Here is a 12,329-nt window from a genome sequence, read left to right as displayed (position 1 = left end):
CGTGCGTGGCGGCGAGCGACGCGACGCCCTGGCGGACGCGATTCGGCGACGGGTAGGGCGGAATGACGAGCGTTGACGAGAACCGGTCCGGCGGATCCGGCCCGAACCCGGCCGACGCCGCGACCGGCTACCCGGACTACTCGGGCTACCCGGGCTATCCGGCGCCGCCGTACCCGGCTCCCGAGCCCGACCGGCTGACCCGGTTCGTCAACCGGATCCAGGCCCGGGCACCCCGCTGGCTCGCCCCGGTGGCGGCGCTCGGCTGCCTGGCCGGCGCGGTCGGCTACACGCTCATCGCCGACCCGACCCGCAGCGCCCCCGACGCGGCACCGTCCTGCATCGCCAAGCTGCTCACCGGGCTGGACTGCCCGGGCTGCGGCGGCACCCGCGCGCTCTGGTACGTCCTGCACGGCGACCTGCCGGCGGCGGCCCGGCACCACCTGCTCTTCGTCTTCGCCCTGCCGTTCCTGCTCTACCTCTACGTCGCCTGGGCCGGTCGGCAGATCTTCGGCTGGCGACTGCCGCGTTTGGAGATCACCCCGAAGACGATCGGCATCTTCCTCGCCGCCTGGGGAGTCTTCTCGGTGCTCCGCAACCTGCCCTGGGCACCGTTCGACATCTTCTACGTCTGAGGGGCCGGCCGGTTCTACGTCTGAGGGGCCGGCCGGCTACGCCTGCGGGGCACGGGCCCGGCTCGGGGAGCCGACCCGGTGCAGCGTGCCGTCCGGGTCGACGAAGGCGAACTCGCGCAGGCCGTAGGGGGTCTCCCGCACCTCGCCCAGCCGCCCCTCGACGCCCGACTCGGCCCAGCTCGCCCGCAGCGCGTCGGCGTCGGAGACGTAGAGGTAGACGGTCGACGCCGTCCGGGCCGGGTCGTGCTCGGCCCACTCCGTGAGGTGCAGGGAGACCGGACCGCGCTCGACGAAGCCGTACCGCTCACCGCCGTCGTACGCCCGCACGGCGAAGCCCAGCCGTCGGTAGCGGTCCAGCGCGGTGTCCAGGTCCCGCACGGGCAGCACCGGGGCGACCCGGTCGAAGGTGACTTCCTCGGCCATCCGATCCTCCACGTCGTCGACTCGGATCCGTGCTGCGCTGACGGGTGTGCCGACTCGGACCGTACCGCGCCGGGCTGACACCTCCCGCCAGTCGACCGGGACCGGCGACAGCGGTCGGCGGAGACCGGCGCGGCACCCGGCAGGCCGACGGGTGCGGTGACCGGTGGACTCCCGTCGGTCACCGCACCCGTATCCGGGCTAGCCGATCCGGTACGCCCGGATCACGGTCTGGGTCACCGTGTTCCCGGCGGTGTCGGTGGCGCTGGCCCGCAGCGAGACGTACCCCGGTTCGGCCGGGTGCCGCAGCACCGCCTGCCCCGCCGTCACCTCCGCCGGAGCCCAGCTGACCCCGTCGTCGTACGACACCTCCACGGTCAGGCTCTCGTTGGCGCCGGCTCCCGACTCGGGCTGCGCCGTCACGGTCACCGGGATGGTGCCGGTCTGCCCGGCCGGCGTGCTGTTGTCGTTGTCGACCCGGGGGGAGAAGCGCACCGTGGAGATCGGCAGCCGGGCCGGCGTCTCCCCGTCGACGTGTCCGGAGCGGAACGTCCAGGTGACGCTGACCCGGGTGGAGAGCGTCGCCGGTCCGCCCCGTTCCGCCGTCATCGTCAGCCGGTAGTCGCCGGTCTCGGGCGGCAGCTCGATCGTCCCGTTCAGACCGTCGAACCCGGCCAGTTCCTTGCCGTCGCGTTCCAGGGTGATCCGGCCGGTGGCGATCGACGAGAAGCCGGCCCGGCCGACGCCGTCGCCGTAGAGCGGGGCCTGCACGGTGAGGGTGTCGCCGAGCCGGGTCACCCACTGGTGCTCGTACGGCGGTGCCGCCACCGTCGGCCCGAAGACACCGCGACTCCACTGCTCCTGGTACGACTGCCCGGCCCGGTACGTCATCGGTGGCGCCACCAGGCTGGTCAGGTACGCCTGCTCCGTCCCGGAGCCGGTCGTCTCGTCGACCGACCGGAACCACTGGGTCCGCCCGTCGGTGTTGTAGTACTCGATCCGGGTCGAGGGCAGCGGGAACGTCATCGCGTGCGCGAACCCGCCCATCACCGACTCCGGCAGCACCGCCCAGGCCAGTTTCCGGCCACTGCTGTTCGAGGACTCGTGACCGTGGTCGGCCCGGACGGTGGCCAGGTCGGCGGCGGTCACCTGTCGGCTGAAGCCGCTGCCCATCCGCCCCTCGTCGAGCCAGCAGAGCAGGTACGCGTACGAGTGGTCCGCCGCGTCCGCCGGGGCGAAGGTGGCGGTGGTCCGGGAGACGAAGCCGGCGACCGCCTGGTCCGGCCCGACCCGGCCGCTGCGCAGCCGCTCGAAGGTGGCGCCGAGGGTGCCGACCTCGACGGTGCGTCCGGCGGCCAGCACGCTGGTGGCGAGTTCGGAGAAGACCTGCCGGGCGCCGGTGTTCGGCACGGTGACCGAGAGCGGTCGACCGAGCCGGGCGTCCAGCACGATGCTCCGGTCGCCGCTGACGTCCAGCTCGGGCTGGGCGAGGACGCTGGTCAGATAGACGCCGTCGAGCGGGCTGGTGATCGCGGTGAGCGCCGAGTAGCGCCCCTTCGGCACCCGGAGGGTGGCGGTGCCGTCGCCGGTGACCGGCATCGAGATCGCGTGGGCGTTGTCCAGCCCGGCCAGCATGGTCAGGTAGCCGGTGGTCGGTTCGCCGGCCTGACCGAGGTGCGAGACCTTGACCTCGTAGCTCTCCACCTCGCGGTCGACCGCCAGCGGGGTGGGGACGCTCCCGCCACCGCTCACGGTCGCGGTGAGGTGGCCGGTGAGCTGCCCGAGCGGGCCGCCGCTGCCGGCCGTGTCGGCGGTGACGGTCGCCTCGGCGGTGCCGCCGGCCGGCACGGTGACGCTGGTCGGGGTCACCGCGAACATTCCGGTCGGCACGGCGGTGCCGTCCGGCGCGACCGCCCGTACCCCGAGTTGCAGGGTCACCGGCGCGGTGCCCGCGTTGTGGTAGCTGACCGTACGCCGGACCGGGGTGTCGTCGTCGTGCGGCCAGGCCTGCCGGCCGAAGCTCAGGCTCGGCGGGTCGGCGGTGACCCGCTGGTCGAGCGCCCGGGCGACGTCCAGCCGGCCGGCGCCCTGGGCGAAGACGCTGAGTTCGGGGTTGGGGCGGGCGGCGGCCATCAGCGCGGCCTTCACGTTGCCCGCCGGCAGGGTCGGCTGGCGCTGCACCAGGATCGCGGCGGCGCCGGCGACGTGCGGGGCGGCCATCGAGGTGCCGGACATGCTGATCCCGCTTCCCTCGGGCACGTCCGGTCCCGAGTCGCGGCTGCGGGCGGCGACGATGTCGAGGCCGGGCGCGGTCAGGTCGGGCTTGATGGCGCCGTCGCCGAGCCGGGGGCCCTGACTGGAGAAGCCGGCCAGGTCGTCGGACTTGCTGACCGCGCCGACCGCCAGCGCCGCGTCGGCGGTGGCCGGCGAGCCGATCGTACTGGTGCCCGGGATGTTGCCGGCCGCGACCACGAAGAGGGTGTCGTGCGCCTCGGTCAACTCCCCGAGGGCCTGCTCGATCGGGTCCACCACCGGGCTGTCCATGCCGGTCAGGCTCATGTTGACCACTCGGGCGCCCGACTCGGCCGCCCATTCCATCCCGGCGATGATCGCCGACTCGGGGCAGCCGCCGAGCGCGCAGACCTTGCCGTCCAGCAACCGGGCGCCGGGGGCGACACCCTTGAACCGGGCCGCACCGGTACCGGCCACCGTGGAGGCGACGTGCGTGCCGTGTCCGGCGACGTCCCGGTCGTCCTCGGCGCCGTCGGTGAAGTTGCGCTGCCCGGTCACCTGTCCGGCGAGGTCCGGGTGGGTTTCGTCGATCCCGGTGTCCAGCACCGCGACGGTCACCCCGCTGCCGTCGAAGCCGGCGGCCCAGGCGGCCGGCGCGCCGACCTGCGGGACGCTCTCGGCGAGGGCGGGCCGGCGCAGACCGTCGAGCCAGACGGTACGCACGGTCGCGGCGATGCCGCGCCGGGTCGGGTCCGTCCCGGTCAGGTCGGTCCAGAAGCGGGCCAGTTCGGCCCGGTCCACCGCGACGGCCTGCCCGGCGACGGGTGGCAGGTCGCGGACCAGTCGCGCGCCGGCCCCGATCAGCGCGCGCTGTCCCTGCACCCGGGCGTCGGCACCGGCGTACGTCACCAGCAGCGGGAGGTCTCCGCGACGGTCGTAGCCGAACTCCAGCAGGGCGGTGACGTCGAAGAGCCGTTCGTCCAGCCGGCCGCTGCGGACCAGGGCGAGGGCGTCGGTCGGAATCACGTGCAGCCGGTCGGCGACCCTGCGGGTCAGGAACTCGATGCCGACCCGGCCGGGTCCCGGCTCGACGCTCGCCTTGAAGTCGGTGGTGACGGTGACCCGGTCACCGGTGACCAGGCTCACCGTCCGGGCACCGGTACCCGCCGCAGGGTCGGATCCGGGCGCGTCCGGCGGGGCCGGTACGGCATATCCGGCGAGGCCCGGCGGTCCCGCCATCGCGGCCGTTCCCGACGGCGGTCCCGGTACGGCGAACGTGAGCAGCAGGGCGAGACCCGTTACTCCCCACGTAAGCCTTTTAACTGGATTCATGGTGTGCCTCCCCTGGATACCGGTCATACCGGCACTCCTGTGCACCGACCGAATCACATCGCCGGAGAGGCGGCAACATAGACGTCCATAGATTGAGATGGTCGTCGGGCGACTGGGACCGTCCAGAGTGGATTCCCCGGCCGTCGCCGCCCGGACCCACCCGGACCACAGGGCGGGCGGGTCCGGGCCGCCGGACCGGGCGGTCAGTCGGCGGCGAGCGCCGTGCGGAACCGGTGCAGCACCGGAGACGGGTCGTCGGCCCGCCAGGCGACTCCGGAGCTGACCTGCGGCACCGACTGGCGGATCGGCAGGTAGGCGATCCCGTCGTCACGCAGGAGCCGGGCCGACTCCTGCACCAGGGCGACGCCGACCCCGGCGGCCACCAGGGTCAACTGGGTGCCGACGCCGCCGGCCTCGTGCACCGGCCGGGGAGTGAAGCCGCCCTGCCGGCAGACCTCCAGCACCATGTCGTACCAGTGCGGGCAGAGGTCGCGGGCCAGGAAGGCGAAGGACTCCGCCGCCAGGTCGGTGAGGTCGATCTCCGGCTTGCCGGCCAGCCGGTGATCGGCCGGAACCGCCGCCAGGAACTCCTCCCGGGAGAGTTGCCGCAGCGTGATGTCCTGGCCCAGCCAGGCGCAGTCGAACGCGCCGAGGGTCACCACGAAGGCGACGTCGACGACGTCCTCGCGCAGCGGCTCGGCGATCGAGCCGATCGGCAGTTCCGTGAGGCTCAGGTCGACCTCGGGGGCTTCCCGCTGGAACCCGCCGAGGATCCGTAGGAACTGCTGGGACGAGGCGGTGGGGGTGTAGCCGATCCGCAGCCGGCCCAACTCGCCGCGCTGGGCCCGCTCGGCCACCGTCTGCGCCACCCGGGCCTGGTGCAGGGTCCGGCGGGCCTCGACCAGGAAGAGCCGGCCTGCCTCGCTGAGCGTCGTCCGGCGGCGCTGCCGGACCAGCAGGTCCGCCCCGAGGGCGGCCTCCAGCCGGAGGATCTGCTGGGAGAGCGCGGGCTGCGCGATGTGCAGTCGGGCGGCGGCCCGGCCGAAGTGCAGCTCCTCGGCGACCGCGACGAACGCCGCCAGCTGGCGCAGCTCGAAGTTCATGCACTGACGTTATCAACTCATGCCAACTGAGTCTTTGACCGTGATGAAGGTGGCTCCTAGCGTCGAGGCATGAGTGATCGCGAACTGAGCGGCAGGGTGGCGCTGGTGACCGGGGGCACCGGTGGGATCGGCGCGGCCATCGCGCGGGTACTCGCCGCGGCGGGTGCCGCCGTGACGGTGGTCGGCCGCCGCACCGACCTGGGTACGGCGGTGGCGGCGGAACTGGACGACGGGCTCTTCGTACCGGCCGACCTGAGCCGACGGCGCAGCCACGACGAGGTGCTCCGGGCCACGGTCGGGCGGTTCGGCGGGTTGGACATCCTGGTGAACAACGCCGCCGCGTACACGGCCGGCCCGACCCACGAGAGCACCGAGGAGGAGTTCGACCGGGTGGTCGGGCTCAACTACAAGTCGACGTACTTCCTGACCCAGGCCGCGCTGCCGCACCTGCTGCGCGGAGGCGCCGGCCGGATCGTCAACATCAGTTCCATCGGTACGACGAGGAGCTGGGCCGGTTCCTCGATCTACAACTCCTCGAAGGCGGCCCTGGACAACCTCACCCGCACCTGGGCGATCGAGTACGGCCCGCAGGGGCTCCGGGTCAACGGCGTCAACCCGGGCATCGTGCGGGACGGGCCGATGTCGTTCCCGGTGCAGGCGGCGGTGGACGTCGAGGCACACATCCTGCCGACGATCCCGGCCCGGCGGCTCGGCACCGCGGCCGACGTGGCGGCGGCGACGCTCTTCCTGGCCGGTCCCGGCGCCGACTACCTCAACGGGGTGACCATCGCGCTGGACGGCGGACTCACGGCGTGACGACCGGCAGCGGTGCGCCGACCGGCGGTGGCGGCGTGTCGACGGGCGGCGGTGGGATCCCGACGGTCAGCGGCGGCGCGCCGGGCGCTCGGGCGCGGCACGGGGGCGCGCTCGCGCTGCTCTGCTCGGTGCAGTTCATGGTCGTCCTGGACAGCACCGTCACCACCGTCGCACTCGACTCGATCCGGCGGGACCTGGCGCTCTCCGAGAGCACCCTCCAGTACGTCCTCTCGCTCTACGCGGTCACCTTCGGCGGGCTGCTCGTGCTCGGCGGCCGTACCGGTGACCAGCTCGGCCGCCGACGGGTCTTCGTCGCCGGCACCGGCCTGTTCGGACTGGCCTCGCTGGGCTGCGGCCTGGCCGGGTCCGCGGCGGTGCTGCTCGGCGCGCGGGCGGTGCAGGGGGTCGGGGCGGCACTGGTTTCCGCGACCGGCTTCGCGCTGCTGCTGGGACTGTTTCCGAACGGCCCCACCCGGAACCGGGCGCTCGGGGTCTGGAGCGCGCTCGGCGCGTCCGGCGCCGCCGTCGGGCTCGTCCTCGGCGGCGTGCTGACCGAGCTGGCCGGTTGGGAACTGGTCTTCCTGGTCAACGTGCCGGTCTGCGCCCTGGCGCTGCCGCTGGCCGGCCGGCTGCTGCCGGACGACCGCCCGGCTACGGGCCGGCACCGGGATCCGGGAAGCGCTGGTTCGTCGTACGGGCCGGCGGCGATTCGCCCGGGCCGGTCGGCCGGGCTCGACCTGCCGGGGGCGGTCGCGGTGACCGTCGGCCTGGGACTGCTGATCCACGGCGTGACGCTCGGCCAACGCACCGGCTTCGACACACCGGGCACGCTCGGCACCCTGGCCGGCGCGGTGGCGCTGCTCGGCGCCTTCCTGCTGGTCGAGCGCCGCGCCGCCGCCCCGCTGGTGCCCCTGCGGTTTCTCGGGGTCGGCCCGGTCGCTTCCGCGAACGTGGCGATCCTCTGCCTGATGGCGGTGGTCGGCAGCCAGGGGTTCTTCCTGGTGCTCTATCTGCAACGGGTACTCGGGCACGACCCGGTCCCCACCGGGCTGGCGATGGCCCCGGCCGCGCTGGCCGCGTTCGTCGGCAGCGCCCTGGCCGTCCGGCTGGCCGGAAGGTGGTCGGCCCGGGTACTGGTGGCCGCCGGGTTGGCGCTGGTGGCGGTCGGGCAGGTGGCGCTCTCCCGGATTCCGGTCGACGGTTCCTACCTGCGGGACCTGCTCGTCGGGCTGCTCCTCTTCGGACTCGGGCTGGGTAGCGCGTTCGTCGCGGCGACGGTGCTGGCCACCAGCGGTGTGCCGGCGGCGGATCGGGGGATCGTCGCCGGGTTGGTCAACACCGCGCAGCAGGTCGGGCTGGCCGTCGGGGTGGCCGTGCTGGTCGCGGTGGCCGTCGCGGTGACCACCGGTCAACCGGTACCGGCGGGCGCCCCGGCGTTGGTGGCGGGTTACCGGCGCGGTCTGTTGCTCGGCGCGTTCGTCGCGATCGCGGGTGCCGCGGCCGTGCTCGCCAGCGCCGGACAGCGGTCGACCGCCTCCGGCAGCGGACGCCGCCGCCCGGCGGTGCCGGCTGAGAACGGCAGCGGCTGAGAACGGCTGTGGTTCAGGACGGCAGCGGCTGAGAACCGCAGCGGCTGAGAACGGCTGTGGTTCAGGACGGCAGCGGCTGGGACGGCAGCGGCTGAGAACGGCTGTGGTTCCGGGCCGGGGTCGACGCGGTTGGGTTGCCAGGCGCCGCGCGGGCGGTCGGCAGGGACCGGGCAGCCGTCGGTCGCCGAGGCGCTCGCGGCTACCGACGGTTCTCCGGCGCCGCACGGTGCAGGCCCCGGGCATGCGCGGCGAGTTGCCGGAGAACCACGGTGTCCACGCCGAGCACGGCACCCAGATCGCGCAACTCGGCCTCGGTGGGCATCCGCCGGGCGGCGAGGGTCTCGGCGACGACGGCGGCGGTCAGCCCGGTCCGGATGGCCAGCTCGGTGACGCTGCTGCGACCGAGTTCGGCGTACGCGCAGAGATAGCCGGCCAGCGCGCGGTGCGCCAGTGCCGCGCTCGGGTCGATGTGCCGGGAGAGCTGCCCCAGCGGACTGCGTTGCCGCCGCTCCAGGGCCGCCGAGAGTTCGGCGGTCCACTCCGGATGGCTGCCGTGCTCCCGGATCAGCAGCACCTGCACCGTCAGCCGGGCGCAGTCGGCCCGCAGGTCCGCGATGTCGACCGCGATGTCCTGCCCGGGCCAGCCCCGGCCGGCACCGCGCCCGTACTGCCCCCGGGGCTGGTTGCCGTCCGGCCGGGACTCGGCGACCGGTGCGCTGTTCGGGCTGCGCCCGTGCTGGGGCGTGTTGCGTCGGACGGGCCCCGGGGCGTTCGGTCGGCGTACCGGCCGAGGGCCTGCCGGATCCCGGCGCGGGCGACGGTCGACGGAGTTGTCCGGACCGGTGCGGCTGTCCGGACTCGGGATGTCGGAATGGCTGCGATCCGGAGCCGCCCCTTGGACAGCCTGTCGGACGCTCGTTTGTCGGACAGCGGCCTGTCCGGTGGTGACCCGCCCGGCGGTGGCCTGTCCGGCGGCGGCCGCTCTGGCGGCGGCCCGGTGCAGGGCGGCGGCCTCGGCCCGGATGCGGTCCCGGGGCGTGTGCTCCGGCAGGCATCGAATGATCATTTCGGTGGTGCTCCACGGTGGCCCGTGCCGGTACCGCCCGGAGAGGTGCTCGGAGAGCGTCTGCCGGCTGAAACGGACCGGCAGGAGGCCACGGGCGGCGGCGGTACGCAGGACTTCCGCCTGCCCACCGGCCAGCACCGCCCCGCCGACCAGTCGCCGGACGTAGAGCGTGTACGCCGCCGCCTCGGGACTGGCGCAGCGGGCGCGGATCGTGTCGTCGTCGATGCCGGGAGGTCCGGGGGGCATGTCGGTCGTCCTTGCCGGATGGGCGTTACCCGACAGCCGCGGTGCCTGTCGGAAACACGGGGGTAGGGCGGCGGTGCTCTTTTCCGACAGTCGACGGTCCGGCGAGAGTACCTGCGGTTCCTCGCCGGCCCGCCCGGCTGGCGGGTGGACCGCGGTCCTCCGTACCGGCCGGTCGGCAAGCCCGGATCGGTGCGGGGGACCACCAGTCAGGAAGATCACTGATCGTGGAAGGTCGATGACAGAATGCCTCATCGAGCCCGACTGTGGGGGACCGGGTTGCTGGTCCTCGGTACCGCCCTGCTGACCGCGACCGCCCGGGCCTGGCTCCGCCGACGGCATCCGCGAGCCGGCCAACCATCCTGGCCGAGCCCTCCGACCCGGGGCGGACGGTCCGGCCGGCCATCGCCGCGGCACCGCCGTCGACCCGGCGTACCCCGGCCAGGCGTGCCCCGGCCCGGTGACCGGTGATCCGGTCGCCGGGCCGGCGGTGGTGCGGCTGGCCCCTCAGGCCGCCCGGCGTACCTCGATGTCGCCGCTCACCGTGCGTACCTCCAGGCTCAGCCCGGGGTCGCCCGCCGAGCTGGGCGCGGTCCCCGGGTCGAGGCGGTTGCGGGTGGTGCCGGAGACGGTGCTGAGGTCGAGCCAGACCCCGGTGCCGGGACGTACCCCGACACCCACGTCACCGGAGGCGGTCCCGATCCGGATCCGGCCCCGCCGGGTCGCTCCGACGCGTACGGCACCGGAGGCGGTCTTGATCTCGACGGCGTCGCCGGCCTCGGCGACGTCGACGTCCCCGGAGGCGAGCCGGGCCCGCAGCGCTCCGCCGACCTGTCGGGCGACGAGCGCGCCGGAGGCTCCCTTGACCTCCAGCCGGCCGTCCACCCGGGACACCTCGATGTCGCCGCTTGCCGTGTCGACGTCGGCGTCACCGGTGACGTGCTCGATCTCGACGTCACCGGAGGCCGAGCCGACGGTCAGTTCGGCGTAGCGGCCCCGGCAGCGGACGTCGGCCGAGGCGACCTTGATCCGGCCGGAGCTGTCGATTGGTACCCGGACCAGCACGCGTACGCTGCCGGCGCGGAGCCGGAACAGCCCGCCGGCCCGGTCGGGTACCACCACCGACAGCACGTCGCCGTCCAGCCCGACCTGGGTGCGTTCGGCCTGCTCGCGGGATTCGGCGCTGCCGTCGTACGGGTGTACCTCGACGACGGCCGACTCGCGCTCCTCGGCGAGCATCTCGAACGCGCCGGACGGCACATCGGCGACGACGGTTACCGGTGCGGTTCGGGGAAATTCGGGCATGACTCCTCCACGGTGGGTCCTGGGTGGGTGGCTGATCCGGGCCGGGGTGCCGTGGGCACCGCCCGGAGTGGTCGGGGGTGGTCAGGCCTGTGCCCAGCCGGTGATCCGGCGGCTGGACCCCCGACCGGTCCGGCCGGTCGGCGGCGGTGCGGCTCCCGGTACGGCGGCGGTGACCGCCCGCACCAGCCAGGCGTTCACCGAGATGCCCTCGGCGGTGGCCGCCCGCTCCACGGCGTCCTTCAGGGGCTCCGGCAGCCGGAGCGTGATCCGGGTGACGTCACCGGGTGGTTCGGTCGGCGGGGGCGGCGGGCCGGGCGGGGCGGCCGCCGGCTGCTGCTCCGGCGCCTCCCGGTGCACCACCAGATCCGCCTCCCGGGCGCGCAGCCGCACCTCGACCGTCGGTCCGTCGAGCTTGGCGGTGATCTCGGCGGTCGCGTCGGCGAGCACCTCCAGCAGGCAGAGCCGGGCCGAGATGTCGAGCGAGCCGGCGAGCAGTTCGGCCGCCCGGCTGATCTCCGGGCCGCCGGGTGCGGCGGCGGCGGTGAGATCGCGGCGCAGCGCGGCCAGATAGGGAGCCAGATCCATGACGTCACTATGACACCACCTGACGTCACAAACAAGTGGCACTATGACGTCACCTTGACGACGGATGCCGTCAGCGATGCACCCGACCGGGATCCGCCGGGCTTCCACGACCGCGATCCGCCGGGTTTCCGAGCCGAGGTTCCGGAGCTGCCGGACCGGCATCCGGGCTCGGGCATCGACCCGGGCGGGGGGTCGTCGGGACCACGCCGGAGGCGACTAGAGTCCGAGGAATGCCGGAGATGGTGGTCCCCCAGGTCAAGGTCATCGCGTGGACGCACTTCGAGCCACCGGAGGACGTACCGTGGTCGACCGACGCCGACGGCGGCCAGGCGCTGGCCGAGTTCGCCGGCCGGGCCTGCTACCAGTCGTGGCGCAAGCCCAACCCGGCCACCGCGACCAACGCGGGCTACCTCGCGCACATCCTGGAGAGCCAGCACCTCTCGGTGCTCGAGCACGGCACCGTGACCTTCTACTTCACCGGCGTCTCCCGCTCGTTCACCCACGAGCTGGTGCGGCACCGGCACTTCTCCTACTCCCAGCTCTCCCAGCGGTACGTGCCCGAGCGCGAGGCCGCGATGGTGGAACCCTCGGTGATCGCCGAGGACGCGGAGCTGCACAAGCGGTTCGTGGAGGCGAGCGAGGCGAGCCTGCGGGCCTACAACGACCTGCTGGAGGGGCTGGAGCGGCGCTTCGCCGACGTCGAGAACCCCACCCTGCGCCGCAAGCAGGCCCGACAGGCCGCCCGGGCGATCCTGCCGAACGCCACCGAGACCCGGATCGTGGTCACCGGCAACTACCGCGCCTGGCGGCACTTCGTGGCGATGCGGGCCACCGAGGGCGCCGACGTCGAGATCCGTGAGCTGGCGGTCGAATGCCTGCGGCAGCTCCAGCGCGTCGCACCGAACGTATTCGGCGACTTCACCATCAGCGCGCTGCCGGACGGCACCGAGATCGCCACCAGCCCGTACGCCCAGCTGTCCTGAACCCTTCCCCGCCGATCGGGCGG

The 12,329-nt window shown here is 73.9% G+C and carries 10 protein-coding genes; 4 read left to right on the top strand and 6 right to left on the bottom strand.

Features of this window, described 5'->3' with window-relative positions:
• The first annotated feature begins 62 nt into the window (after window positions 1–62).
• Entirely contained in the window at window positions 63–632 is a 570-nt protein-coding gene (locus V1634_RS07430) for a DUF2752 domain-containing protein (RefSeq protein ID WP_331206994.1), read from the top strand.
• Between the two features lie 36 nt (window positions 633–668).
• On the opposite strand, the gene V1634_RS07425 is transcribed toward V1634_RS07430, so the two are convergent.
• The 3 genes from V1634_RS07425 to V1634_RS07415 all read right to left on the bottom strand — a co-directional run bounded on the left by V1634_RS07425 (window position 669) and on the right by V1634_RS07415 (window position 5,719).
• Complete coding sequence (locus V1634_RS07425) at window positions 669–1,055, bottom strand: bleomycin resistance protein (RefSeq protein ID WP_331206993.1); 387 nt, start codon at window positions 1,053–1,055, stop codon at window positions 669–671.
• A 198-nt stretch (window positions 1,056–1,253) separates the two neighbouring features.
• On the bottom strand, window positions 1,254–4,523 hold the full coding sequence (locus V1634_RS07420) for a S8 family serine peptidase (protein WP_331206992.1): 3,270 nt from the start codon (window positions 4,521–4,523) through the stop codon (window positions 1,254–1,256).
• A gap of 296 nt (window positions 4,524–4,819) precedes the next feature.
• Window positions 4,820–5,719, bottom strand: a complete 900-nt coding sequence (locus V1634_RS07415; RefSeq protein WP_331206991.1) for a LysR substrate-binding domain-containing protein — start codon at window positions 5,717–5,719, stop codon at window positions 4,820–4,822.
• A gap of 69 nt (window positions 5,720–5,788) precedes the next feature.
• Between V1634_RS07415 and V1634_RS07410 the strand changes: the two genes are divergently transcribed.
• On the top strand, window positions 5,789–6,535 hold the full coding sequence (locus V1634_RS07410) for an SDR family NAD(P)-dependent oxidoreductase (RefSeq protein WP_331206990.1): 747 nt from the start codon (window positions 5,789–5,791) through the stop codon (window positions 6,533–6,535).
• Window positions 6,532–8,124, top strand: a complete 1,593-nt coding sequence (locus V1634_RS07405) for an MFS transporter (RefSeq protein ID WP_331206989.1) — start codon at window positions 6,532–6,534, stop codon at window positions 8,122–8,124. The genes V1634_RS07410 and V1634_RS07405 overlap by 4 nt, the downstream gene beginning before the upstream one ends.
• Window positions 8,125–8,323: 199 nt before the next feature.
• On the opposite strand, the gene V1634_RS07400 is transcribed toward V1634_RS07405, so the two are convergent.
• From V1634_RS07400 to V1634_RS07390, 3 genes are all read right to left on the bottom strand, one after another.
• Complete coding sequence (locus tag V1634_RS07400) at window positions 8,324–9,436, bottom strand: hypothetical protein (RefSeq protein ID WP_331206988.1); 1,113 nt, start codon at window positions 9,434–9,436, stop codon at window positions 8,324–8,326.
• Between the two features lie 504 nt (window positions 9,437–9,940).
• A complete protein-coding gene (locus V1634_RS07395) occupies window positions 9,941–10,738 on the bottom strand; it encodes a DUF4097 family beta strand repeat-containing protein (protein WP_331206987.1) in 798 nt (265 codons plus the stop codon).
• Between the two features lie 81 nt (window positions 10,739–10,819).
• On the bottom strand, window positions 10,820–11,323 hold the full coding sequence (locus V1634_RS07390) for a toxin-antitoxin system HicB family antitoxin (RefSeq protein ID WP_331206986.1): 504 nt from the start codon (window positions 11,321–11,323) through the stop codon (window positions 10,820–10,822).
• A 239-nt stretch (window positions 11,324–11,562) separates the two neighbouring features.
• On the opposite strand from V1634_RS07390, the gene thyX reads away from it, so the two are divergent.
• On the top strand, window positions 11,563–12,306 hold the full coding sequence (gene thyX / locus V1634_RS07385; RefSeq protein ID WP_331207356.1) for an FAD-dependent thymidylate synthase: 744 nt from the start codon (window positions 11,563–11,565) through the stop codon (window positions 12,304–12,306).
• Window positions 12,307–12,329 lie beyond the last annotated feature (23 nt).

Source organism: Plantactinospora veratri (assembly GCF_036421995.1).
GTDB lineage: Bacteria > Actinomycetota > Actinomycetes > Mycobacteriales > Micromonosporaceae > Plantactinospora > Plantactinospora veratri.
The sequence above is the reverse complement of the archived record's forward strand: the minus strand, read 5'-3'. Positions and strand labels throughout refer to the sequence as shown.